Annotated in this window: 17 protein-coding genes; 1 reads left to right on the top strand and 16 read right to left on the bottom strand. The window is 69.7% G+C overall.

The features are described from left to right. Positions 1-2: 2 nt before the first annotated feature. Entirely contained in the window at positions 3-1,229 is a 1,227-nt protein-coding gene (locus F8O04_RS03180; RefSeq protein ID WP_158027883.1) for a thiamine-phosphate kinase, read from the bottom strand. A gap of 87 nt (positions 1,230-1,316) precedes the next feature. Between F8O04_RS03180 and F8O04_RS03175 the strand changes: the two genes are divergently transcribed. Then, on the top strand, positions 1,317-1,892 hold the full coding sequence (locus tag F8O04_RS03175) for a DUF3515 family protein (RefSeq protein ID WP_158027882.1): 576 nt from the start codon (positions 1,317-1,319) through the stop codon (positions 1,890-1,892). On the opposite strand, the gene F8O04_RS03170 is transcribed toward F8O04_RS03175, so the two are convergent. The 15 genes from F8O04_RS03170 to F8O04_RS03100 all read right to left on the bottom strand — a co-directional run bounded on the left by F8O04_RS03170 (position 1,889) and on the right by F8O04_RS03100 (position 25,936). Continuing rightward, positions 1,889-3,112 carry a D-alanine--D-alanine ligase family protein gene (locus F8O04_RS03170; RefSeq protein WP_158027881.1) on the bottom strand — a complete coding sequence of 408 codons (1,224 nt, stop codon included), beginning with the start codon at positions 3,110-3,112 and terminating at the stop codon, positions 1,889-1,891. The two genes, F8O04_RS03175 and F8O04_RS03170, sit on opposite strands and share 4 nt — an antisense overlap. 60 nt (positions 3,113-3,172) lie before the next feature. Beyond that, positions 3,173-4,264 (bottom strand): NAD(P)H-dependent glycerol-3-phosphate dehydrogenase, encoded by a 1,092-nt coding sequence (locus F8O04_RS03165; RefSeq protein WP_158027880.1) that lies wholly within the window; start codon positions 4,262-4,264, stop codon positions 3,173-3,175. Beyond that, positions 4,261-4,989, bottom strand: coding sequence for a lysophospholipid acyltransferase family protein (locus tag F8O04_RS03160; RefSeq protein ID WP_158027879.1), 729 nt, complete (start codon positions 4,987-4,989; stop codon positions 4,261-4,263). Before F8O04_RS03160 ends, F8O04_RS03165 begins: the two co-directional genes overlap by 4 nt. 6 nt (positions 4,990-4,995) lie before the next feature. Further along, positions 4,996-6,366 (bottom strand): UDP-N-acetylglucosamine 1-carboxyvinyltransferase, encoded by a 1,371-nt coding sequence (murA, locus tag F8O04_RS03155; RefSeq protein ID WP_158027878.1) that lies wholly within the window; start codon positions 6,364-6,366, stop codon positions 4,996-4,998. 37 nt (positions 6,367-6,403) lie between these two features. Then, positions 6,404-7,009, bottom strand: a complete 606-nt coding sequence (leuD, locus tag F8O04_RS03150) for a 3-isopropylmalate dehydratase small subunit (RefSeq protein WP_158027877.1) — start codon at positions 7,007-7,009, stop codon at positions 6,404-6,406. Beyond that, a complete protein-coding gene (gene leuC / locus F8O04_RS03145; RefSeq protein ID WP_158027876.1) occupies positions 7,009-8,517 on the bottom strand; it encodes a 3-isopropylmalate dehydratase large subunit in 1,509 nt (502 codons plus the stop codon). Before leuC ends, leuD begins: the two co-directional genes overlap by 1 nt. 203 nt (positions 8,518-8,720) lie before the next feature. After that, positions 8,721-9,626, bottom strand: a complete 906-nt coding sequence (locus tag F8O04_RS03140; RefSeq protein WP_158027875.1) for an FHA domain-containing protein — start codon at positions 9,624-9,626, stop codon at positions 8,721-8,723. Positions 9,627-9,759: 133 nt separating this feature from the next. After that, a complete protein-coding gene (locus F8O04_RS03135; RefSeq protein ID WP_158027874.1) occupies positions 9,760-10,032 on the bottom strand; it encodes a WXG100 family type VII secretion target in 273 nt (90 codons plus the stop codon). Between the two features lie 178 nt (positions 10,033-10,210). Then, a complete protein-coding gene (locus tag F8O04_RS03130) occupies positions 10,211-10,489 on the bottom strand; it encodes a hypothetical protein (protein ID WP_158027873.1) in 279 nt (92 codons plus the stop codon). 186 nt (positions 10,490-10,675) lie between these two features. Next, complete coding sequence (locus F8O04_RS03125; protein ID WP_158027872.1) at positions 10,676-10,954, bottom strand: hypothetical protein; 279 nt, start codon at positions 10,952-10,954, stop codon at positions 10,676-10,678. A gap of 179 nt (positions 10,955-11,133) precedes the next feature. Next, a complete protein-coding gene (locus tag F8O04_RS03120; protein WP_158027871.1) occupies positions 11,134-15,576 on the bottom strand; it encodes an FtsK/SpoIIIE domain-containing protein in 4,443 nt (1,480 codons plus the stop codon). Further along, on the bottom strand, positions 15,573-18,089 hold the full coding sequence (locus F8O04_RS03115; RefSeq protein WP_158027870.1) for a transglutaminase-like domain-containing protein: 2,517 nt from the start codon (positions 18,087-18,089) through the stop codon (positions 15,573-15,575). The genes F8O04_RS03120 and F8O04_RS03115 overlap by 4 nt, the downstream gene beginning before the upstream one ends. After that, on the bottom strand, positions 18,086-19,495 hold the full coding sequence (locus F8O04_RS03110; RefSeq protein WP_158027869.1) for a DUF58 domain-containing protein: 1,410 nt from the start codon (positions 19,493-19,495) through the stop codon (positions 18,086-18,088). The genes F8O04_RS03115 and F8O04_RS03110 overlap by 4 nt, the downstream gene beginning before the upstream one ends. Positions 19,496-19,544: 49 nt before the next feature. Then, positions 19,545-20,513 carry an AAA family ATPase gene (locus F8O04_RS03105; RefSeq protein WP_158027868.1) on the bottom strand — a complete coding sequence of 323 codons (969 nt, stop codon included), beginning with the start codon at positions 20,511-20,513 and terminating at the stop codon, positions 19,545-19,547. A 50-nt stretch (positions 20,514-20,563) separates the two neighbouring features. Next, positions 20,564-25,936 (bottom strand): Ig-like domain-containing protein, encoded by a 5,373-nt coding sequence (locus F8O04_RS03100; protein ID WP_158027867.1) that lies wholly within the window; start codon positions 25,934-25,936, stop codon positions 20,564-20,566. Positions 25,937-25,998: the final 62 nt, after the last annotated feature.

Raw genomic sequence — 25,998 nt, 5'->3', positions numbered from 1 at the left:
GTTCACCGGCCGGCGTACGGATCCCACCCGCGGGCCGCGCGCGGGACGCCATCGACCCGCACGGGCGACGTCGTGCCATCAGCGGCGGCGTCGGCGCCCGTCGCACCGCGGGCGACAGCGCCGATGCGCCGGAACGGCGGAGGGAGCGCGGCGCCGGGCGGAAACGTCGCGAGGAGCGCATGATCCTCGCCGCCCGCGAGGCATCGCTCAAGCGCCGCTGACGCCCCGATCGGCTCGCCGTCGGGCCCGGGCACCGCGGCGAGCCACTCGACGTCGCCCGCCAGCGCCGCCGACTCGAGTTCGACCGTCACGCCGCTCGCACGCGCGAGCCTCGTGGCGTCGAGGAGCAGGCCGTCCGAGACATCCATCATCGCGGTCGCGCCGGCCACGGCCGCGGTCGCCCCCGCAGCAATCGGCGGCGAGGGGGCGAACTGTGCGCGCAACACGGCCGCGAACCGTTCGGCAACGATCCGACCGGCGGCGCCCGTGCCGGCGGGCTCCGCCTGCCGCTGTCCGCCACCGATGGGGGGCGTCGCCTCGCGCACGCGCGGCCACGGGGCGCCGGCGCCCACGCGCTCGCCGTCCGCCGTCGAGCATCCGGCCACCTGTCCCGCGAACAGTGCCGCGAGCCCCGAAGCGCTGCGCCCCGCGTCACCCGCCAGCGCCACGACATCGCCCGGGCGCGCGCCGGAACGCAGCACTGCCGGGCGCCCCTCGAGGTCTCCGAACGCGGTCACCGACACGAGCACCTGCCCCGCGGTCGACAGGTCGCCGCCGACGACGCCGGCGTCGGGGGCAAGAGATTCGAGGCAGGCGCCGACCCCGGCCCCGAACGCCTCGATCCACGGCATGGGCGTCTCGTCGGGCAGCGCGAGGGCGACCACGAGCGCGGTCGGCCGGGCACCCATGGCGGCGATGTCGGCGAGATTCGACGCGCACGCCTTCCAACCGAGGTCGTGCGGCTCGTGCCATGCGCGGCGGAAGTCGGGGCCTTCGACCATGAGGTCGGTCGTGACGACGTAGCGGCCTTCGGGCGCCGCCAGGACGGCGGCGTCGTCACCCGTCGGCACGATCGCGGCGGCGGAGGGGCGGGCGCTCGGCAGGATGCGGGCGAGCACGCCAGCTTCGCCGGCCTCACCGGCCGTCTCGGCGGCGCGTCGGGCGTCGCCCGCGGGGCCCCAGGCGTGAGTGGCCGGATGCTGCGGTGACGCCTCGGGGTCCGTTGCCATCCCTCAACGCTAGAGCACGGGCTCGCTCGGTCACCGGCTCGTCAGAGGCACCGGATGCCCGGTCGAGCGGGACTAGTCTGGGCGACGATGTCTCGCTCGCTCCGTCGCCTCCCCCTCGTCACGATCGCCGCCGTGGCGCTCGCGCTCGCCGGCTGCAGCGGCCCCTCCGTGCCAATGCAGCCCGCGGCGAACGCGAACGCCCCCGAGTGCGCCGACGTGACGGTGCGGCTGCCCGAGACGGTCGATGGCCTGGAACTGCGAACCACGAACGCGCAGGCGACGGGAGCGTGGGGGTCGCCCGCGACGGTGCTGCTGCACTGCGGCGTCGCGACGCCCGAACCGACGACCGACCGCTGCATCAGTCTCAACGGCATCGACTGGGTCGAGGACGACGCGGACGCGCCCACCTACGTGTACACGACCTACGGGCGCTCGCCGGCCGCGCAGGTGACGATCGACGCGTCGGGCGGCACGGTTTCGGGGACCAACGTGCTCATGGATCTCGGTGGGGCGATCGGGTACCTGCCAGCCGTGGGCGGCTGCGTCGGCCCCGACGACGTGATCGACATGGACGACACGAAACCGCCGGCGACCACCCCGCTCCCCGAGGAACCGACGAAGGAGACGTCACGAGTGGCGCGAAACGACAGCGCCGTTCGCTAGCCGAGGCGGGCGCGACGGGAGCGACGGGCGTGCGCGCTCGCCAGCGCGACCTCCACGAGCTCCGTGATGAGCTGCGAGTACGTGAGCCCGCTGGCCTCCCAGCACTTGGGGAACATCGAGATCGGCGTGAATCCGGGCAGGGTGTTGACCTCGTTGATGACGAAGCCGTCGTCGCCGAGGAAGAAGTCGACGCGCGCGAGCCCCTCACAGCCGAGGGCTTCGAAGGCGCGCACGCTGATGGACTGCATCTCCGCGAGCTCTGCCTCGGTGAGGGGGGCAGGGCACACGAGTTCGACGCCGGGAGCATCGAGGTACTTCGCGGCGAAGTCGTAGAACGGAATGTCGGTCATGACGATCTCGCCCGCGACCGAGACGCGGGGAGGCTCCCCTGGTCGCGACTCGAGCACGGCGACCTCCACCTCGCGCCCGTCGATCCCGGCCTCGATGAGCACGTGGTCGTCTTCGGCGAAGGCGGTGCGCATGGCGTCGTCGAACGTTTCGGGCGACTCGACCTTCGAGACGCCGACGCTCGAGCCGGCGCGGGCCGGCTTCACGAACAGCGGGAAGCCGATATCGCTGGCGGCTCGATCGCGCACCCGCACGGCCGATGCATCGTCGCCGTCGCCCCAGTCGCGGTCGTACACGGTGAAGCCGCCTGCGACCCGCAGTCCCGCGTCGCGCAGCACGATCTTCGTGTAGTGCTTGTCCATCGCGACGGCCGACGCGAGCACCGACGAGCCGACGAACGGCAGGTCGAGCATCTCGAGCGTCCCCTGCAGAGTTCCGTCTTCGCCGAACGGGCCGTGCAAGAGCGGCAGCACCACGTCGATGACGCCGAGCGACCGCCGGGTCGACAGGTCGGCGCGCGCCTCGGTCGCCGTCGTCTCGGCAGATGACGGGCGCCGCGAGGTCGACTGCGCCGGCGCCCCCGAGAGGTACGAGACCGTGAGCTCATGGTGCAGGGCGGAGCTCGGCAGATGCACGCGCGTGCCGTTGTCGACGACCTCCGGAAGCTTGGCGCGGTTGAGCGCGAACTTGGCCGGGTCGTCCTCCTCGAGCACCCACGCTCCATCGCGCGTGATGCCGATCGGCACGACCTCGAACCGCTCCCGGTCGATGGCCGTCAGCACGCCACCGGCCGTCGCGCATGAGACGGTGTGCTCGCTCGAGCGCCCGCCAAACAGGACGGCGACCCGGGTGCGCTGTTCGTTCGTGGCCATGCCACGCTCCTCCCCCGCCGACGGCGGTCTTCGTACTGTTCAGTCCGCCGGCAGCTTGGCCTACTCGCCTGCCGGTTGCTCGGTCCCGTCCGTCGCGAGGTGGGGCGCAAGCTCAGCCGGGTCCATCTGCCCGTGAAGCACGGCCTGAATCTGCTGCGAGATCGGCATCTGGACGCCATGCTGCTCCGCGAGTGTCAGGATCGCCCCGACCGAGCGTAACCCCTCGGCCGTCTGCTCCATGCGCGCCACGACCTCGCTGAAATTGAACCCCTGCCCGAGCAGCCGGCCCGCGGTGAAGTTCCGCGAGAGCGTGGACTGGCACGTCGCGATGAGGTCGCCGAGCCCCGCCAGCCCCGTCATGGTGTCCGCGCGGGCGCCCATGGCGACCGCGAAGTCGGTGATCTCGCTGAGCCCCCGCGTCATGACCGACGCCTTCGTGTTCTCGCCGTATCCGACGCCGTCGACGATGCCGACGGCGATCGCGATGAGGTTCTTGAGCACGCCACCGAACTCGGTGCCGACGACGTCGAGGTTGACGAACGAGCGCAGATAGCGGTTGCGGGCGAGACGCGCGACGCGCACCGCGGTCGGCTGCGCGGTCGAGGCGACGACGATCGCCGTCGGCTGCTCGCGCGCGATCTCGAGCGAGATGTTGGGGCCGGATGCCACGGCGATTCGGGCGCGCTCGACGCGGCCGACCTCGTGGACGAGCTCCGACATGCGGGCGCCCGTCGCGCGCTCGACCCCCTTCATGAGCGAGACGACCGTCACCTCGTCGCCGAGCAGGGGCCCGAGCTCGGAGAGCGCGTCCCTCGCCGACTGCGCCGGTACCGAGAGGAACACGGTGGAAGCGCCGTCGACCGCCTGGCGCAGCTCACACGTGGCCCGCAACCCGAGCGGGAGGTTGATGCCGGGAAGATACGCCGTGTTGCGGTGGGTCTCGTTGATCTCGGCGGCCACCTCGGGCCGGCGCACGACGAGGGCCACGTCGTGACCGGCATCGGCCAGCACCTTCGCGAAGGTCGTGCCCCAGCTGCCGCCGCCGACGACCGTGAGCCGCTGCCGCGGGGGCGACGCATCGTCGCACGCCGTACCTCCCTCGACCGGGGCGACCAGGTTGATCGGCGTGGTCGAGGGGTACCACTCGCTCATGCCGTGCGCCCGTGCTCGCTTTGGCCGTGCTCGAGCGGGTTGTAGCTCGTGGCCGGCGGCGTCGCGCCGCGCAGCTCGCCGAGCAACCCGTTGATGCGCTGCATGAGCAGCTCGGTCGCCTCGGCGAGGGCGGACGCGCTCGTACGGCGATCCTGATACGGGGTGAGGTCGAGGGGCTCGCCGACGACCATGCGGATGCGCGCGCGGAACGTGGGGCGGATCCGGCCGTACCGCGGCATCACCTGCTGCGCGCCCCATTGGGCGCACGGATAGACGGGGATGCCGGTGGCGAGCGCGAGCCGGATCGCGCCGCTCTTCCCGCGCATGGCCCACAGGTCGGGCTCACGCGTGAGCGAGCCCTCGGGGTAGACGATGACGCCGCCGCCCGTTTTCGCGAGCACGTCAGCGGCATCGAGCGCAGATCGGTTGCCCTTGCCCGGACCCCGCGACACGGGGATCTGCCCGCTCGCGCGCAGGAGCCGGCCGAAGAGGGGAATGCGGAAAAGCGATTCCTTCGCCATGAACCGCGGAGCCCGCCCGAGCTTCCACGTGCCGATGCCCACGATGACGGGATCGACCTCGCTGTTGTGGTTCGGGGCCAGGATGAACGGGCCGTCCTTCGGGAGCTCGCCCTCGACCTCGATGTTCCACAGCACCCCGGCTGGCGGCAGGACCAACCCCGCCAAGATCCAGAAGATGCTCGGCGATCGCGTTTCGTCGGTCATCGGCGCTCAGTCCTCGACCGTGAAGTCGGCCCCCAGCTGCTGCAGCTTCGAGATGAAGTTCTCGTAGCCGCGCGAAATGATACCGACGTTGCTGACGACGCTTTCGCCGTCGGCCGCAAGAGCGGCGATGAGGTGGCTGAAGCCGCCCCGCAGGTCAGGCACCTCGATGTCGGCGGCGTGGAGCTTCGTCGGCCCCGAGATGACGGCCGAGTGCAGAAAGTTGCGCTGCCCGAAACGGCAGTACTGCCCGCCGAGGCACTCGCGGTGCAGTTGGATGTTGGCGCCCATCTGGTTGAGCGCATCCGTGAACCCGAACCGCTGCTCGTACACCGTCTCGTGCACGATCGAGACGCCCTCGGCCTGCGTGAGCGCTACCACGAGCGGCTGCTGCCAGTCGGTCATGAAACCGGGGTGCACGTCGGTCTCGATGACGACGGGGGAGAGCTCGCCGCCCGGGTGCCAGAACCGGATGCCGTCGTCGTGGATGTCAAAGGCGCCGCCCGCCTTGCGGAACACGTTGAGGAACGTCAGCATCTCGGGCTGGCTCGCTCCGCCGACGAAGATGTCGCCCTTGGTGACGAGCGCCGCGCTCGCCCAGCTCGCGGCCTCGTTGCGGTCGAAGAGCGAGCGGTGCCGGAAGCCGACGAGCCGGTCGACGCCCTCGATGCGGATGACGCGATCGGCGTCGACCGAGATGATGGCGCCCATCTTCTGCAGGATGTTGATGAGATCCATGATCTCGGGTTCGATCGCCGCGTTGCGCAGCTCGGTGCGGCCATTCGCGCGCACGGCCGTGAGCAGCACCTGCTCGGTCGCGCCGACCGATGGGTACGGCAGCGTGATCTTGGCGCCCACGAGCCCGCGGGGCGCGTGCATGCGGATGCCGTCTGGCAGCTTCTGCACATCGGCGCCGAAGTTGCGCAGCACTTCGAGGTGGAAGTCGATCGGCCGGTCGCCGATGCGGCACCCGCCGAGATCAGGGATGAACGCTTCGCCGAGACGGTGCAGGAGTGGGCCGCAGAAGAGGATCGGGATGCGGCTCGAGCCGGCGTGCGCGTTGATCTCTGCCATGTGCGCGCGTTCGACGTTCGACGGATCGAGGTGCAGGTCGCCCGACTCGTTGTCGCGCTCGATCTTGACCCCGTGGATCTCGAGCAGGCCTCGAACGACATTGACGTCGGAGATGTCGGGCACCTGGCGCAGGAGGCTCGGCGACTCGCCGAGGAGGGCGGCGACCATGGCCTTGGTCACGAGGTTCTTGGCACCCCGCACCTCGACGTGGCCGTTCAGGGGCTGGCCCCCGCGGAAGGTGATGCGATCTGCCGCGAGGCCGACGTACTGTCCGGCGCGCAGGGCGAAATCCGACGTTGTGCTCACGAGCTGCGGTTTCCCTTCGGTTGTCGGCGGGCGCAGGTCAGCGCGTGCCGTGTTGAATCGGCAGCGTTGTGGGCCGCCAGGATGCCCGCCGCTGTTCGAAGGCGGTGATGTCGCCTTCGTGCTGCAGGGTCAAACCGATGTCGTCGAGGCCCTCGAGCAGGCGCCAGCGGGTGTAGTCGTCGATCTCGAACGGTCGCGTGACATCGCCGACGGTGACGACGCGTTCGACGAGGTCGACCACGCCGGATGCCGGGTCGGCGTCTGCCTGGGCCCAGAGCTGCTCGATGTCCGCCTCGCTGACGACGCCGACGAGCAGGCCCTGCTTGCCCGCGTTGCCACGGAAGATCTCGCCGAAGCGGGGACCGATCACGGCGCGGAACCCGAAGTCGCGAAGCGCCCACACGGCGTGCTCGCGGCTCGATCCGGTCCCGAAGTCAGCGCCGGCGAGCAGGATGCGCGGGTTCGCGAACTGCGGCTGGTTGAGCTCGAAGTCCGGGCGCGTCCGCCAGGCGGCGAATAGGGCGTCGTCGTAGCCCGTCTTCGTGACGCGCTTGAGGTATTCGGCCGGGATGATCTGGTCGGTGTCGACGTTTGAGCGCCGCAAGGGAACGGCGACGCCCTCGACCCGCGTGAGCTTCTCCATCAGGCAACCGCCTCGGTGATCGTGTCGGCGACCGGTCCATCGACGACGGCCTCGTCGATGGGGTCGAGGTCGGACGGGCTCGAGAGCGTTCCGCGCACGGCCGTCGCCGCCGCGACGAGCGGCGAGACGAGGTGCGTGCGCCCGCCCTTCCCCTGGCGCCCCTCGAAGTTGCGGTTCGAGGTCGAGGCGCAGCGCTCGCCGGGCGAGAGCTGGTCGGGGTTCATGCCGAGGCACATCGAGCAGCCGGCGAACCGCCACTCGGCACCGAAGTCGGTGACGATCTTGTCGAGGCCCTCGGCCTCGGCCTCGAGGCGCACGCGCGCCGAGCCGGGCACGACCATGACGCGCACGTCGTCGGCCTTCGTGCGTCCCTTGATGATCGAGGTGAACGCGCGCAGATCTTCGATGCGTGAATTCGTGCAGGATCCCATGAACACCGTGTCGACCGCGATCTGCTTCATGGGCGTTCCAGCCTCGAGGTCCATGTACTGCAGGGCGCGCTCGGCGGCCGCCCGGTCGTTCGGGTCGGCGTAGTGGCCCGGGTCCGGAATGACGTCGTTCAGCGAGACGCCCTGGCCCGGGTTGGTGCCCCACGTGACGAAGGGCTCGAGCGTGTCGGCATCGAGGTCGACCTCGGCATCGAAGACCGCACCGTCGTCGGTGCGCAGCGTGCGCCAGTACTCGACCGCCGCATCCCAGTCATCGCCCTTCGGCGCGTGATCGCGACCCCGCAGGTACTCGAAGGTCTTGTCGTCGGGCGCGACCATCCCGGCGCGCGCACCGGCTTCGATCGACATGTTGCAGATCGTCATGCGGCCCTCCATCGAGAGCTGCTCGATCGCCGAACCGCGGTACTCGACCACGTAGCCCGCGCCACCGCCGGTGCCGATCTTCGCGATGATCGCCAGGATGATGTCCTTGGCCGTCACCCCTTCGCGCAACGTGCCGTTGACGTTGATCGCCATCGTCTTGAAGGGCTTCAACGGGAGAGTCTGCGTGGCCAGGACGTGCTCCACCTCGCTCGTGCCGATGCCGAAGGCCATGGCGCCGAACGCGCCGTGCGTCGACGTGTGGGAGTCGCCGCAGACGACGGTGATGCCCGGCTGCGTGAGGCCCAGCTGGGGACCGACGACGTGCACGATGCCCTGCTCTGCGTCGCCGAGGGAGTGCAGGCGGATGCCGAACTCCTCGACGTTCTTCCGCAGCGTCTCGATCTGCGTGCGGCTGATGGGGTCTTCGATGCGGTTCAGGATGTTGATGGTCGGCGTGTTGTGGTCTTCCGTCGCGATCGTGAGGTCGGGGCGGCGCACCATGCGCCCCGCCTGGCGCAGCCCGTCGAAGGCCTGCGGGCTCGTCACCTCGTGCATGATGTGCAGGTCGATGTAGAGGAGGTCGGGCGCGCCGTCGACGCCCTTCGTGACCAGGTGTGTCTCCCACACTTTCTCGGCCAGGGTCTTGGGAACGGCTGTCGCCTCGGTCTCAGCCGACTCGCGTGCAGTTGCAGTCATCAGTTACGTACTCCTTGGAAAGCGGATCGGGCACGGCTTCAGCCGCAGCAGGGCGTGCCTTGACGCTAGGACCCGCTGCGGCAGCCAAGAAGGAGACCCGCAAACATGGCGACAATGCTAACACCGGCCCCGCGAGCCCTATTCCCCGGCAAATCGGAGGCGACTCGTTTGCTGGGCCGTATCGGCTCGGGATCGAACGCGCGTCAGTTGCGACGCACCGTGATCTCGTACTCCCCCAGTTGCACGATGTCGCCCGAGCGCACCTCGGCGGGAGCCCCTGGTTCGACCGCCATGGCCCCCTGCGTGTTGCCACCGGGGAAAAGGGCGATGCCGTTCGTCGAGCCGAGGTCGTCGACCATGGGGACGCCATCATCGAGGTAGAAGCGCGCGTGGGTCTTCGACATCGTGCGCGTGTTGTCGGGGACGGCCGCGAGGGTGGCTCCGGGGAACCGATCCGCGGAGGGGTTGCGGCCGACGACCACGGGCCCGTACAGGGGTACGGCGACGCCGTCGGCGAGGACGAGGCTCCACTCGGGGAGTGACGCGTCGTGCGGCGCCCGAGCCGACGCGCCGGCGACCCCGTACCGGGGCGCGCCCGGTGCAGGAGGCGTCCCTTCGCTCCCTGTCGACGGGGCGTACGGGGAAGCGGGGGGCTGCTGCGGCGCGGGCGGGGCGGGGCGGGGCTGCGGCGGAGCGAGCCTGGGGAACGGCGGGAGCGGCTGCCCCGTGCCGTCGGGGACGCGCTTCGCGACCCACGATGGGCGGGCCTGCTGCGCGTCGCCCTGGGGTGCGATCGCCTGCTGCGTGGCGGGCTGCGGCGCCGCGGCCGCGTGCGGGGCGAGGCGAGGAACCTCGGGCACCGGTGGTTCACCGTCGGTGCGGATCGTGAATCGCGGAGCGGCCGGCGGGGTCTCCGACTGCTGCGCGGTCGGCTCCTGGTGCGATGCCGGAGGCTGCGGCTCGTCGGTCCGGCGACCGGTGCCGGAGGGCGTGGATGCCGGGGCGAAGGGCGAGCCACCGGTCCGCGCCGCCGAGTCCGAGCGGCGCCCGGACGATGCGCTGACACCGAGCAGGCCGGGTGGCGGCTCGATGAATCCTTGTGACCCCACCCGGCCATCCTAGAGCGAGCGCGGGTGGTGATGCACCGAGTCGAGCCGTCTGCGCCCTCGGCGCTCCAGCAACAACGCGAGAGGGGTGTGCCCGCGGACACACCCCTCTCGATGATTTGTCTCGTCGACCTCGTCAGGACGCGGACGTCATGCGCTGCTCTTCCGCGTTGCGGCCGAGCTCGTTGGCCGCCGTCTCCATGTCCTGGAGGACCGCCTCGAAGCGCGACACGACGTCGCCGTTGAATTCGGCCACGAACGCATCGGCGTCCGGGCCGTTCCAGATGTCGGGGATCAGCGAATCAACCTGCGCCTGGAGCGCACGCATCGCCTGCTCGACCTCGCCGCGCTCGGTCTCGATGACGGTCTTGACCCGCTCCATGTCTTCCGGGTTGCCACCCTGCATCATGCGGGGTTCCTCCTGTTCGCCTCAATTGGGCACCGCGCGGCGCCCAAGTGCTGGTGAGACCTGGTGCTGAATAGCCCTGGTGGGTGCCGGCCTGCCGGCGACGGTGGCCGGGCAGCGGCAAGGCCGCCCCCGAATGCGCGTGCGCGTTCCGGAGACGGCCTCGCTCGCATGCGACGAACTAGCTGGCCGAGGCGTCTTCCTGCTGCTGCGCCTGTGCCTGCGTGTCGATACCGAGCTGCTGGAGCATCTCGGCGAGCTGCGAGTAGAGCGGGTCGACCTCACCCATCCATGCGTCGAGGTACATGTCGGCGTCGGGGCCCCACCAGGAGTCCGCCACGAGGTTGTGGATCGTGTCGTTCGCGTCGCCGCGCGACTCGGTCGTCGCGTTCGACTCCTGGGACGTCAGGTCTGCCTGCTGGCGTACGTCTTCAACGTTCATTCCGTGCGTGAAAGCCATGATTTTCCACCTTTACTTTTTGTCGTCGTGACATGCGGCGCCGGGAGCTCGTTACCTCGGGGCCGGTGTGCCCGCGCCCATGTCGGATGGGGGCGTGCGCGAGAGTTCTTGGTGCGCGCCGTGGGGCGCGAGCGGCGGTGGCGTCCTGCCGTCGTCCGCCGAGGATCGCTCGTACCGAGCGGGCGATTAGGAGGACGAAGTGGCTTCCTGCTCCTGGATGTCCTTCTGGAGCTGAGCCTTCTTGCCCTCGAGCACCTGGATCAGCTGCTGGTCGAGCTGAACGGCCTGCTCGAGACGCTCGATCATCATCTGCGAGTCGGGGCCGTGCCACGAGGCCTGCAGCGCCGCGATGATCGCCTGGAGCGCCGTGATACGGGTCTCCTCCATGTTGATGCGGACACCGATCTGCTGGACGACGCGCTCGCCCTCTTCGATGACCATACCCTTCATGCCGTTACCAGCCATGAGTCGCTCCCCTGTTCTGTCGTTGTTGACGTCCCACTCCCTGTAGGAACGCCTCTACCGTACGAAGGGCCAGGTGGCCCCTCAATGGGGAGGACTCCCCATTGGACGCGTGTCGTTGCCGGCCAGAAACGGCGCACGGGCCGGGAACTCAGGGCACGGCGTACGGCGGTCCGGAAGGTTCAGTGCTCGACGCGGGCGGCTTGGAACTTCGTGGCCTTCGCGAACTCGACGAGGAAGCCGCGACCGACGGGGAGCGAGCCTCGCTTGATGCGCCCCAGCGGCGTCGAGAGCAGGTTGTCGGCCTCGCCCTCTGCGGGCTGCATGATGATGCCCCGGCGCTTGGAGCGAATCACCCCGCTGAGGCCGTGCACCTGGTTCCACGTGGCCAGGTCGTTCTCGGCGACGACGAACTGCTCCTGCTTGAGCAGCGCCTTCACGACCGCTTCGAGCGGGCGCTCGACGGGCGTGCCGCCGAAGTCCGAGAGGTACTCGACGACGAGCGTCACTTCGCCCGGTTCGAGCGCACCCGCTTCGAGGTCATCACGCAGGTCCTCGAGCAGTTCGACGATCTCGTCCTGGTCGTGCGTCGCCTGCGACCAGACCGGCTCGGCCGCGATCGCCGACCTGCGACCAGAGATGAGGTAGATCCGGGCACGGGGCTTGAGCTTGCGCAGCGACGTGGCGACCGTGACCAGCATCGTGGTTTTTCCGCTGCCGGGCGGGCCGGTCACGGCGAGGGCGCCGACGGGCTCGATGTCCAGCGGTCCCAGGTCTTCGTCGGCGATGCCGATGCGCACCCGGTCTGGCGATGCACCGATCGACGACAACACGATGTCGTCGGGCAGCGTGAGCACGGGCTGCGCGTCCGCGACGCCGAGCTTGCGCATCGACGCGGCGAGCCCCTCGACGCGCTTCGCCTGTACGGCGACATTGCTGTCGCCGCCGAGCACGGCGGCCTGCAGCTCGAGGCCGTCGAGCACGCCACGTCCCGGCGGCGAGGTGGGCTGGATCACGTCGCGCGGGACGCCGGCTGAGACGTAGTCGTCGCGCGACGTGAGCCGCAGGATGAGGCGGCGCTGAATCGACGAGTTCAGGGCCATCGGGATCGCGTTGAGGCGGTCGGCCGTGACGATCACGTGCACGCCGACCTGTCGCCCGTCGCTCGCGATCTGCATGAACAGGTCCCAGAACGGCATGCGCAGGTTGCCCTCGAAGGCGTCGCGGAACGCGCCGATCCCGTCGAGCATGAGCAGGATGCGCGGCTCGTTCGGCCGGTTCGCGAGGACGCGGTACTCGCTCACGGTCGACGCCCGAATCTCGGCGTAGGCCTGCGACCTGCGGTCGATCTCGGAGCGCAGCGTGCGCAGGAGCCTGCCGACGCGGTCTTCGTCCTCCGAGTTCACGATGCCGCCGACGTGGGGAAGCGGTTCGAGCATGGCGAGACCGCCGCCGGCGAAGTCGAGGCCGTACACGTGGACGGGGCCGCCTCGCACCGTGATCGCGGCGCTCGCGGCGATCGTCCGCAGGGTTCCCGTCTTGCCGGAACCACCCGTCCCGATCACCGCGAAATTGCCGTCCCGGTCGGGGAAGAACGACATCGTCGGCTGCGTCTGGTCCTGCGGCCGGTCGCACACGCCGAGGAGCAGCTCCGTGTCGGTCCGGGAGTTCGGCAGACGCGAGAGGTCGTAGGTGTCCTGCAGGTTCGGCAGCCACGGCTTGCGAAGCTCAGGGAGCTCGGCGAGGTCGGCGGCCGTGCGCACCGTGTCGACGACGCGGCGGATATCGCTCGGCCGGTTGGCTGCCTCCTCGCGCTTGCGGTCGCGCTCGGGATCGGGCAGCGAGTCCCAGGCCACCGGCGACCCGAAGCGCAGCTCCTCGAGTTCCACGCGGCTCGGCTCGGCCTCGTCGCTCGTCCAGCCGCCCGCGTAGCCCGATTGGAAGGGGCGTACGCGGCCGGGGCCCGTCTTGGCGGCGCCGCGCCCTGGCGTCGACGAGTCGAAGTGCGCCGCCATCTTGAGACCGAGGATGTCTTGCGAGTCGGCCTCATCGGCCATGCGCAGCGCGATGCGGAGGTTGGTGTTCGCGCGCAGGTTGTCGCGGATCACGCCTGCCGGACGCTGCGTCGCGAGCACCATGTGGAGGCCGAGCGAACGACCGCGCTGAGCGATGTCGACCATGCCGTCCACGAACTCCGGCACCTCGTTCACGAGCGCCGCGAACTCGTCGACGATGATGATGAGGCTCGGCGGCACCTCCGGGTCGCCCGTGCGCTCGAGCTCGATGAGGTCCTTGACCTTCTTGCGGTTGAAGAGGTGTTCGCGGTAGTGCAGCTCGGCGCGCAGCGACGTGAGCGCGCGGTACACCATGTGCTGGCTGAGGTCGGTGACGATGCCGATGCAGTGCGGCAGCTCGATGCAGTCGGCGAACGCCGAGCCGCCCTTGTAGTCGACGAAGAGGAAGGAGACGCGCTGCGGCGAGTGCGCCGTGGCCATGCCGAGCACCCACGCCTGCAGGAACTCCGACTTCCCCGAACCCGTCGTGCCGCCGACGAGGGCGTGCGGACCGTCGGCGCGCAGATCGATGGCGAAGGGCTCGGCGGCCGCCATGCCGAAGACCGCTCGGAGCGACGACTTCTGTTTGCCGACCTGGCCGGATGCTCGCGGTCCCGTGAGGATCGAGTGCGTCTCCCCCCAGCGTTCGAGGATCGCCTCCGGCTCCTTCGCGAGCTCCGTGCCGACGATGCTGAGGAAGTTGACCGAGCGCGGGAGGTCGCTCGCGTCGTCGAGCGCGACGGAAGCATCCTCGACGGGAGCGAGGGCGCGCGAGAACGCCTCCGCTCCGGCGCGGTCGACCATGTCGCAGACGACGGGCGTCACGCCGAGGCCGCCGGCCTTCACGAATCCGGCGACGGCGTCGCCCGTCGCGGGGCTCAGCTCGAGGTAGGTGCGGCATGCGGCGGGGATGCGAGCGAGGGAGTTCGCGACCCACACCGTGTGGATGCCGACCTCGGGGCCGTGCTCGAGGATGCGGATGAGACGGTGGCGCTCGATCGGCGTGTCGTCTTCGACGACGAAGACGACGATGGGCATCGTGCCGATGTCGTCCTCGCCCTGCGCCGTTGCCTCGGTCGCCGCGAGCCGCTTGTCGAGCAGATCGCCGACCTCGCTCACGAGCCGCGTGACGGGCTCGGTGCCGGCGGCCAGCGCCTCGGCGCCGATCGGCGAGTGCCCACCGCCGACGTGCGGCAACCACTTCAGCCACTCCCAGTCGCCCGCTGACTCGGTCGACGCGACGGCGTGCACGACGACCTCCGCGGGCGAATGCATGCCGACGACCTGCATCACGATGGCGCGCGCGACGCCCGCTGCGACGTTCCGCTGGCCTCCAACGCCGATGTTGCCCGACTCGCGGAAGCTCTCGACGACGGGCACGTCGCGCACGATCGACGTGTGCAACTCGAGGCGGCGCAGGTCCTTCCACATCTCCGGGACGCCCTGCTTGTTGCCCGGCATCTTGATCGTCACGCGGCTCGGCATGTCGCCGATGCCGAGCCGGACCTTGAGGAATTCGTGGTGCTCCGGCCGCCGCGTCCACAGCAGCGGGCCGTGGGTGAAGGCGTCGTCGATCACCTCCGCGACCGACGGCGCCTCGCGCAGTCGCCCAATTCGCTCGACCTTGTGCTCGTCGTCGATCTCGTCGGCGGTTGCGTCGACGGCGGCCGCGAACTCGATGCGCGCCTCTTTCCACATCTTCTTCGCGAAGCGGCGGTTGTCGATGAACATCGCCGTCATCATGAGCGGCATCATGAGCATGAACACCATGGAGTACGGGCTGCGGCCCATCGCGAGCATGAGCGGGCCCATGATGAACGGCACGAAGAACATGATCCACGGCAGCCGCTGGGGTCGCGGCTTCGACGGCGGATCGGGGGCGATGAGCTCGCGCCCCTCGTATTGCGGGTCGAGACGCGGTGAGCGGTTGAGCTTGACGACCCCGCCCGCGTCCGTGCCGGCCCCGAGCGCCGCGACCTCGACCATGAAGGTCGTCTGACCGACGGTGATCACGTCGTTGCGCGTGAAGTTGGCGCGCGTGATCGGCTCGCTGTTGACGCGGGTGCCGTTGGCCGAGCCGAGGTCGATGACTTCGGCGACATCGGTCACGTTCAGCCGCGCGTGCTGCTTCGACACGAGCGGGTCTTTCAGCACGACGTCGTTCGACGAGTCGCGTCCGATCGTCGACGAGCCCGCGGCGACGAGGTACTCGGCGCCCTCGTCGGGGCCCCGCAGCACGGTGATCTTGGCCGCCGCCTGCCGTTTCGCGCCGCCTTCGGCCGCGGCCTCGCTCGCGCCCGCGAGCGAGACGAACGCGCCGGAGGCGATCGATGTCTCCGCGATCGGGGTCTGGGCGTCGAGGATTTTCGACGTCGAGCGGCCCTGCGCGTCAGGAACGGAGTGCAGGCGCAGGCTGATGCGGTCGTGCGGGCCGAGCGGGTCGGTCTGCCGCTTGGGGTCGGTGTTGTAGATCTCGCGGGCGAGGTCGGCGATCGGGGTCGTCGGCTCGGCGGTCGCGGTCAGATCGACGGCCTGCCCACCCGGACGCACGAGCGTCAGTTTGAGCTTCACCGGCGGCGACCGTCCTCGCCGCCCGCGGGCGGCTTGGCGATCGCGATTCCGGTGCCGGATGCCGTGGGGGCGCCCGGCAGGTCCGATCCGTCGACCGCGTGACCGGTGGCCTCGATCTGCGCGATTGTCTCGGCGCTCGGAAGGGCCTCGCCGTGCGACCGCAGCGCCCGGTTGCGGAGGTCGGCGCGGGCGAGTGTCATCTCGCCACGCACGCGCGACGACGCATCCTTCGCCGTGCGGCGCCGATGCTGGCTCACGCGGAACCGTGCGGCAAGGCGACGGGCGAAGGTGGATTCGCGACGGGCGGCGCGCACGACCCGGTCGGCGTCGTCCCAGACGCCCTCGATAACGGCATCGCTGGGTTCGGCGATGCCGAAGACGGCCGCGTCGGCTCGCGACGCGATGGGCGCCAATTCGGGATGCATGGCCCTGGCCGTGCGGGGACGGGTCTCGCGGACGGGCACCGCGTAGCCGAGTTCGGCGAGGCGGTCGACGGCCTCGTCCCAGGCGCCCGCGAGCCGGGCATCCGGATCACCCCGTTGCCGTCGGCGGCGGCGAATCGCGCGGATGAGCACGAATACGAGGAGAGGGAGCAGATAGAGCACGAGGGGGATGGCGACGGCCGTGATGATGGCGATCACCCACCACGGCAAGCCGCTCTCGTCGACCTTGTCCTCGTCGTCCTCGGGCCGGTCGGCGGCCGTGATGAGGTCGTCGGGGCGCTCCTCCGTCTGCGGGGGCTGGCGCACCTGGGCGCGCGGCTTCGATTGCGGCTCGGAGACCGTGTTGACGGGCACGTCGGTCTGCTCGGGCGTCGGGTCGAACCGCACCCATCCGAATCCCTCGAACGCGACCTCGACCCACGCGGTGACATCGCTGCCGCGCACGTCGACGAGTCCGCCGCCCTGTGGCACCGACTCCGGCGCGTACCCCATGACGACGCGCGACGGGTACCCCAGCTCGCGCGCCATGAGCGCCATCGCCGACGCGTATTGCTCGGAGTCGCCGATCATGTACCGCAGGTCGAAGAGCTCCTGCATGCGATCGAGCCCGTGGCCGGCCCGAGACGGCGCCTGATCGCTTGCCGTGCCGTGACTGAGGTAGCCCTGCGACGTGAACGCCTGCTCGATCGCGCGCAGCTGCAGGTACGGCGAGGTCTCGCCCTGAATGAACGTCTGCATGCGCTCGACGAGCACCGCAGGAGCGGGGGCCGACGGCGGCAGCTCGATGTTCGCGACCGGAATGTTGTCGAGTTGCCCCTCGAGCGGGTAGTCCTGCAGGTCGGCGGTCACGGCGTAGACGTCGTTCGCGCCGAGTCCGCTCATCACGAGGCCCGTGCCCGTCTCGGCGTTGAAGCGCAGGTCGCTGCGGCGGTCGGTCACCGAGCCCGCGATGAGGTCGACGCGCGTCGGGGCGCCGATGGTCGGCAGCCAGATGTCGTCGTAGTTCTCGACGTGCACCTCGATCTGGCGCATGGTCGATGACGTGAGGAAGTCGGTCTGGGGCACATCGCGGCCGACGAGGTTGTACGTGCCGGCACCCTCGATGCCGAGGTCGGGGTCGACGATCTCCCATTTCTTGCCCGTGTACGAGTCGAGCACGGCGAGACGGAGCGAGTCGCCCGGCTCGAGGCCGGCGATCTTGAGCAGCACCGTGTCGCGCAGATCTTTCGTGTACATGCGGAACCCTGCGAGCGGGCTTTCGTAGAGGAACGGCTCGAACGGCGGCGTCACCTCGTCGCGCAGGACGAACCGCTCGCTGTCGACGACGGGCTGCACGATTGCGCCCGAGCCGCCCGCGACGACGCCCGCGGCGACCGCGATGACCGCCGTGCCCGCCAGACGGCGGCGCCACAATCCCTTGCGGGCCTCGTCGCCTGCCACGTTCGGCAGCCCGCGCCGCCAGCCGAGCCACACGACGGCGATGAGGCCGATGGCGAGCCCCCGCAGCACGCCGAGGAACGGTTCGGAGGTGCCCGTGATCGTCGTGAGGATGAAGAGGGCCAACGGGCCCACCAGCACGACCGCAGCCTTGCCGACCGACCGGTCGTGTCGCTGCAGCCACCGCAGCACGACGATCGAGCCGGCGAGTGTGACGGCGAAGGTCGCGATGTACGGGAGCACGAGCGTGTGGTCGGGGCCCTCGACCGGTGGCTGCAGCGTGATGATGTCGCGCCACGACTGCACGGCGCCGATCGCGAGTGCCGCGAGGGTCTGGAACGTCGGCAGCACCGCGAGGAATCCGGAGAACGGGAGGGCGAACGCGGTGCCGAGCAGGAAGTAGCCGGCGACGCCGACGAGCACCGTGTTGAGCACGTTCAGGCGCCACAGGCTGCCGAGGAGCGCGGCGCCAACGCCGACGATAAGGCCTCCGGCCGTTGCGAGCAGGAACCACCACCCGCTGTACGGCGACTGGAACCCGAGCATGGCGATGAGCACGAGCGCGGCGAACACGCCGAGGTCGATCCATCCGCGCGCGGTGAAGCGCCGTGCCGCGGCATTCGTCGTGTTCACACCAGGCCCTTTCCACGGAGCAGCCGAGGCAGATCGCCCAGCTTGGAGACGGTGCCGATCGTGAGCTGGCCGAGCTGCCGGCGACTGACGCGAGCCTCGGTGTCGCAGCGGAACGCGGTCACGCTGACCTCGTGGGGAAAGAGCGAGCGTGCCCGGTGCAGGTCGCTCGGGCTGAGCCCGCTGCCGCCCACGAAGATGACGACGGTCGGCGGCGAGAGCCGGCGGGTGGCCTCCGACACGTACGAACGGAACGACGGGTGTTCGGGCTCGACCACGTCGAAGCGGCTCGTCGCGTCGAGCATCGCCACGATGGAACGTGTGGGCAGCGCGCCGAGCTCATTCACCGCCTCGATGTCGAGGTCTTCGCGCAGCACCTGCTGCACGATCGACGCGAACACCGAGATGCTGAGCTCGAACTCCTCCTCGCTGCGGTAACGCGACCGGTCGAGCGTGTGCACGATGGTGATCTGCGAGCGGCGCGTCTCTTCGAACTGCCGCACCATGAGCGTGCCCGTGCGGGCCGTCGTCTTCCAGTGCACGTGGCGCAGGTCGTCGCCGGGCTCGTACGGTCGCAGTGCATGGAACGCGAGATCGTGGTCGGTGATCTTCGTCGTGGTGACGCCCTCGAGGTCGCGCAGGAGGCCGGCGGCGGACGATTCGAGACGCACCGTGCGCGGATGCACGAACAGATCGATGACACCGGTCCATTTGACCGTGCGGCGCAGGATGCCGAGCTCGTCGCCACGGATCGACCGAGCCGGACCCGCCGGAATGACGGCCCGGCGCGTCGTCGGCACGGAGAACAGCTCCTCGTGCGACTGCCCCGGACGCAGGAGCGGAATGCCGAACTCGGCGCGGCCCTTCCCGACTGGGAACTCCATGCGCGTCGGCAGCGCGCGGCGTTCGCCCGCGTTGCGCACGGTGAGGCGGCCGAGGGCACGGTCGCCCACCGTCACGCGGCGCGGGTTGAGCTCGATCTCGACCTCATAGACGGCGCGGCCGAAGGCGAAGGGCACGGCGACGAGCACCATGACGAGGGCGACCCCGCCGAGCACGAGCAGCTCGATCCAGCCGAGCCAGGCGCCCGCCACGAGCAGCACCGCTCCTGCGCCGATGAGGACCCATGCGAGGGTCGTGATGACGCGGATGACCGGCGAGATGCGCTCCCACAGGGTGCGGCCGTGCTCGCGCATCCACGCCCAGGCGACGCGTGCGACGGTGACGAGTCCCTCGAAACGATCACGTTCGACCCGAAGCGCCTCGGCGGCGCCGCCCGTCTCGGTCGCGCGGGCCGGGGCGTCGGCGCTCACCGGGGCGACGCCCGGCTCCGCCGCGGCGCGCGGGGCCTCCGCGTCGCTCGGCGTCTGCTGGGCGACCCGGTGTGGGGCTGGAGCTGGTGCGGTCATGGTGCGGCCGTGATTCTCGATGGAGCTGCGGTTCGGTGGGGCGCCCGCGCTAGGCGGTGCGGTACTGCGGCGGGGCGATGTCGATGAGAATGCGGCCGATGATGTCGCCGGCGCTCGTTCCGGCGAACTCCGACTCGGGGTCGACGATGAGCCGGTGAGCCAGTACGGGCTCGGCGAGCTCGCGCACGTCGTCGGGGGTGACATAGCCGCGGCCCTGCGAGATCGCCCAGGTGCGCGCGGCGCGGGTGAGCGCGAGCGCGCCGCGCATCGAGACCCCGAGGGTGACGTCGCGGTCGACGCGCGTCGCCGTGACGAGCTGGGAGACGTACTCGAGGATCGAGTCGTCGACGTGCACCTTGGCCGCGAGCTGCTGCATGGCGATGACGGTGTCTGGGCGCAGGATCGGGTCGACGGCGTCGGCGCGCGCGCGGTTCGCCGAGTCTTTCAGCAGGGCCACCGTCGTCTGGTGATCGGGGTAGCCGAGGCCGGTCTTCATGAGGAAGCGATCGAGCTGGGCCTCCGGCAGCTTGTACGTGCCGGCCTGCTCGACCGGGTTCTGCGTCGCGATCACGATGAAGGGCGACTCGACGTCGTGGCGCGTGCCGTCGACCGTGATGTGCTGCTCCTCCATCACTTCGAGCAGCGCGGACTGAGTCTTCGGGGAGGCGCGGTTGATCTCGTCGGCGAGCACGACCGAGGCGAAGATCGGGCCGGGGTGGAAGTCGAACTTGCCCGCGGCCTGGTCGAAGATCATCGTTCCGGTGACGTCGCTCGGCAGCAGGTCGGGCGTGAACTGGATGCGGGAGTTGCGGCCGTCGATCGTGCGCGCGAGCGCTTTCGCGAGCACGGTCTTCCCCGTGCCCGGAAAGTCCTCGAGCAGCACGTGCCCCTGGCTGAACAGCGTGGTGAGCACGAGCTTGATGACGTGCTGCTTGCCGACGATGGCCCGGTCGAGATTGCTGACGACCTGGCCGAACGCCTCGGCGAACCACGTCGCCTGTTCCTGATTAACGGTCACGTGTTTCCGATCGCTTTCGTGTGAGTTGGGCCATGAGGACGTGCGGTGCGCTAGTGCATGCGTTGATCGAAGGTGAAGAGCGTGGCGCCGTCGAGCGTGACCTCTGCCTTGATGCGCGCCCCGTGCTCGGCCTGGCAGTTCGGCGGTTCATGTCCGCCCGCGTTCAGCTGGGCGCCGCTCACCTGGCTCGTGCCGAGATCCACCCATTGTCCGGTGAGCCCCAGGAGCGCGGGCTCGTAGCGCGAGCATGAGATCACGTACGTGGCATTCCCGAGGAAGTCCTTGCCGTTGAACTTGAACGCGTGGACGAAGGTGCCCGTGGACTCGTCGTGCTCGCGCAATCCGCCCTTCTTCAGCTCCAGCTTCGGGTCGGGCTGGTAGATCAGCTGCCCGGTCGCGACGTTCGAGGTCTGCCGCCCCTCGCTGTTGATCGCCGTGACCGTGACGCCATAGTCCCGCGCGCTGCCCGGGCTCTTCGAAACCGTGAGGCCCGTGATGGTGAGACTTCGCGTGTCGGGACTGATGTTCGCGATCTGCTGCGCCGAGTCGGCCGGCGTCACGACGTTGACGACGTACTGCGTGATCTCTCCGCCGGTGTCGACCGGCGGCTGCCATGTAACGACGAGCTCGCCGACGGTCTTCCCCTTATCCGTGTACTGGGTCGACAGCGCCACGTTCTGCGGCGCGGTCGGCTTGTCGATCGGGGTCACCGAACTGCTCGGCGCCGAGAGGTTGCCCCAGCCCAGCACGTTCTTCGCCCGCACCTTGAGGGTGTACGCAACGCCGGCGACCACCCCGTCCGACCTCGAGAACGTATAGCTCGACCCGACACCGAGCGTCACGACGATCGGCTTCTGCCCGGTACCCGTCGGCTCGAGCACCGCTTCGTAGCCATCGATCGGCTCGCCGTTCGACTGGGCCAGCTCCCATGTCCCCGTGAGCTTTCCCGGACCGGTTCGTTCCAGCGTGACGGATGCGGGGGCACCTGGCACGTCGCGGACCCGCAGGGTCGCGTACCCGTAGGTCTCGCGCATGGGGTCTTTCGTGCCGTCGCCGATCTTGTAGCGCACAGTGATGCTGCCGATGAACGAGGCCGATGGCTCGATGCGCACCTGGTTGCCGACGACCGAGACCTTCGCTCCGGTCGTCGAGCTCGACTCCTCGACCGCCTCGATGAGGCGCAGCGGCGCCTCCGGGTACGGGTTGAAGTCGTTCGACGTCACGTCGATCATGACGGTCTCGCCGCGCAGGCTCGCGTGCTCATCGTTCGTGGCGCGCGGCGGCGGCAGCGACGACGAGACGACCGTCACGTTGATCACGCCCGTCTGCGTGAACTCGCCGAGGGAGTAGGTGACCTCCATCGGCACGACCGTTCCGACCTTCGTGTCGAGCGCCGCCGTCACCGAGAGGGTCGACCCTGAGAGCGATGAGCTGACGCCCGGTCCCGATCCCGTGAGACCGGAGTAGCGCACCTCGGGGATGAGTGCCTGGTTGGGATGCCCCGTCGCGGTCCGCAGGTCGAAGGTCTTCGTGGATCCGACCTCGACCGAGATCTGCGGGGTGACGAACGTGGGTGCGACGTCGCGGAATTCCGGGTCGCCGACTGTGAGCCGCACCCTGATGGTCGCGATGCCCGCGTTGGTGTCGTCGGGTCCCGTGGCATCCGACACCATGAAGGTGATCGACGCGGGCCCGCGGAAGCCGGGCTTCGGCACGAACTGCACCGAGCGCTCGTCCTTGACGACGGGTGTGCCATCGCCCTGCTCCGCCCAGGCGCTCGCCGCGTCGATGACCGTCACTGGGTTTCCGGAAGGGGCGATCACGAGGTCGTTCACGTTCCACGAGATCGGCTGGTCGACACGCGTGTTCTGCTCGGGCAGCTCGGGGTCGAGGTAGGGCGACTGCCGCTTCGACTCTTCCGTTACGACACCGGGAACCATGATGAACGCGGCGCCCTCGAGACCGGTATCGGGGTTCGTGAGCGTGTAGGCGATCACCTGGCGCCGGTCGGTCGGGGCGACGCGGATACTGCCGTCGGGGAGCACCTCCGCTGATCCCGCGTTCGTGCCGGCGAGGGCGACCTCGAGCTCGGCGAGGCGCCCTGTCGGGTTGTGCGCGCCGGCCCGGGGGTCGACGTCGTACCAGTCGTCCACCTCGAACGCATCGTTCGGCACGACCTGATCGACCGCGGTCGGCGGCACGTCGGGCGCCTCGTCCGTGAGGGTGATGTTGATCCAGGCGGTCGCGGTACCGCCCTGGTCGTTGGTGATCGTGTACGGCACCGTGAGGAAGTCGCCCTCGTCCGGCATGGTCAGCAGGATCGCCTCGCCATCGATCTCGGGCGCGAGCGCCGGGTCGACCTCGGAGAAGTCGTCGACGATCGAAACCGTGTAGCCGTTCGGGTCGGAGTCGTTCTTGAGCACCGGCACGGCGATCGTCGTGCCCGGCCGCGCGTACACGGGGTCGTCGACGGCCACGGGCGGCTGGGTCTGACCGCTGCGCGGGACGACGCCGATCTTGATCACGCCCTCCGCGCGCTGGCCGTAGGTGTCGACCACCTCGTACCGCACCGTGTCGGTTCCCGCCGCACCCGGGAAGGCCTCGTAGACGAACGAGGTCTGGTTGGTCTCGCGGATCGACCCGAGCGACGGCGAGCCGATGACGCCGTTGAAGGTCACCGAGTCGCCATCGGGGTCGACGCCGGTGATCGGCACCTCCACGCGGATGGACGCCCCCTCGAAGACGCGCGCCGTCTCCGTCGGCGGTGCCGGCGGCCGATTCGACGCCTCGTCGTCGGCGACGACCTGGAAGGTCACGCGTGCCCCGCCCTGCTCCCCGTAGTCGTCGGTGACCATGTACGTGAGGCTGTAGGTGCCCGGTTCGTTCGGCGCCTGGTAGCGAACCTGGTTGTTCGTCACGAACGCGACGCCGCCGCCGAGATCGAGGTCGCTGAGTTCCTGCGAAACCGTCATCGACGCGTCATCCGGATGATCATCGTTGGCGAGCACGTCCACCGACGTGAAGTCGCCGACCCGCACGCGCCTGGTGTCGTCGACGGCGATCGGCGGCTGGCGATTCACGATCGGCTCGACGGGAACCAGCACGATCACGCCGTCGGCCGTCTGTCGTCCGTCGGTGATGCGGTACGTGATCTCGATCGGCTCGAGCAACGCGACCTGCGAGGTCACGCGCACGACCGTGTTGTCGATGAGCTCGATGGCGAGGCCCGCCACCCGAGCCTCGTCGCTCGCGATGACCTCTTGCACCGACAGCACGGCGTCGCCCATCGACATGTCGTTCGTGAGCACGTCGATCGACGTCGGCACGCCGGGGCGGATGTAGCCGACATCGCGGACCGCGGTGATCTCGTCCGACACCTCTTCGGGGTCGAGCACGTCGAAGCGGATGAGACCGATCGAGTCGTGCGTGCCCGATGTCACCGTGTACTGCACGTAGTAGGTGCCGGGCTTCGAACTGCGATACGAGACGGTGCCGAGGTCGGGGTTGAAGGTGGCACCGCCGCCTGCACCGTCGAGCTCGGTGATTTCGACGACCGACAGCGGCGCCCCCGACGGCGAGAGATCGTTCACGAGCGGGGATGCCGTGACGGTCGTGCCTGCGACGCCGCGGGCATAGTCGGGGGTACCGACGGGAGAGAGCGATCCGGGCTGCGCGACTTCGACCGTGAGCTCGCCCGTCGCCGTCGCCGTGCCGTCCGATACCACGTACGAGACGGTACGGGTGCCGAGCTCCGCGCCGATGGCCGTGACCGTGATGGTGCCGTCCGGCGTCGACGAGGCCGACATGCCCCCTGGTGCGCTGGCCGACAGCAGATAGATCGGGTCGCCGTCCGGGTCGATCCAGTCGCTCAGCACGTTGTACGAGAGCGTCTGGCCGGCCTCGACGGTGACGGTGGGCTTGTGCTTCGACTCCGGCGCTCGGTTCTCGACCGTTCCCGGCACGACCTCGATCGTGAGGTTCGCCTCGGCGATGCCGCCCTCGCGACCGTCCGATCCGATGTAGCTGACCGTGTACTCGCCGGCGGCATCCGGGGCCGCATCGAACTGCAGTGCGCGCCCCTCGTCGATGATGCTCAGCGTGCCGAGCGACTCGGGCACCTCGCCCTTGATGCCGACGATCGTGATGAGGTCGCCGTCGGGATCGGTGTCATTGTCGAGCACGGGCATGTAGGCGACCGACCCCGGCCGGACCCCGAACACGTCGTCATTGAGCTCGGGCGGATGGTTCTCCTCCGTGCGCTCCGCGAGCGTGTCCTCGAACGACTCCTCCGTCGCCTCATTGTCGCCGTCGGCGCCCTCGACGTCTTCCGGGGGCACCGTGTCCTGCCAGTTCTCGACGAAGCGCATGTGGTCCTGCGGCAGCCAGATGTTGCCGCTGCGCAGATCGTTGAGCACGATCACGTTGCGGTTGACGCGGAACGTGACCTCGCCCTCGATCGTCTGCTCGATATCGTTCGAGACGGGCGCCTCGCCCTCGCACAGCGTCGTGAGCAGCTTGGGCGCCGCCCAGGCTCCGAACGAGCAGCCGCCGAGGCTTACCGGCTGGGCGATCGAGCTCGGATCGGAGCCGCCGGCGACGACCTGCGGCTCGAGGGCGATGGCCTCACCCGAGAATGGCACGCGGAAGAGACCGGTCGACGCGGCGACGAGCACGCCGTCCGCCTCGGCGCCGCGCTGCTGAATGCGCACGCCGAACTCGGGGAGGGCGACCGAGCCGCCGCCCTCGAACAGCACCAGATTGTTGGTCCGGTCGAGCACGGCCGCGCGCTCGCCGACGGCCGTGAGCTCGTAGTCGTCGAGCTCGCCGATCTCGGCCTTGACGGGTTCCTGCCCGCGCTCGGTGATGCGATAGATCGCGTTGTCGCTCGCCGATGCGGCGATGATCGTGCCCTGGTCGGTGACGACGATCTGCGCATCCGGCCCGAGCTCGAGAGTGGGGTCGGTCGATGAGGTGTCGAGGACGAGGGCCTGCTGCGTGTCGAGCGCCCACACCTCGCCCGTCTCCGGGTTGAGGACGGCCAGCACGTGGTCGCCGTAGGCCGACACGCTGCCCTTCGGCGTGACGATCGACTCGCGAAGGTCGGTGTATGCCGGGTCGACGCGCCCGAGCAGGCCCGAGTCGACGTCGTGCAGGAAGACGTCGTCGCCGTCCTGGTGCACCATGACGTTCTCACTGGTGAGGCTGACGCTGCCGTCGAGCTCGTGGATCTGCGCGTTGAGGCGCCCGGCCTTGACCTCGTCGGCGTTCGTCACCCAGACGTCGCGCGACTCCATCTCGACCTCGGCGCTCGGGAAGCCCTTGTGCAGGAGTGCGATGGCGACAGGAACCGCGACGATGATCACGAGGATGATCGACATGACGATCTGGCCCTTCGGCCACAGCCGCTTCGCGGTGTCTGCCACAGCGTCGCTCCCCCTGATCGTGTTGTTCCCCGCCACGCGCACGACGACGCGTTAACCGGACG

This window comes from Pseudoclavibacter endophyticus, from assembly GCF_008831085.1.
In the GTDB taxonomy this organism is placed as follows: domain Bacteria; phylum Actinomycetota; class Actinomycetes; order Actinomycetales; family Microbacteriaceae; genus Pseudoclavibacter; species Pseudoclavibacter endophyticus.
Note: the sequence above shows the minus strand (reverse complement) of the source record. Positions and strands in the feature narration are given on the sequence as shown.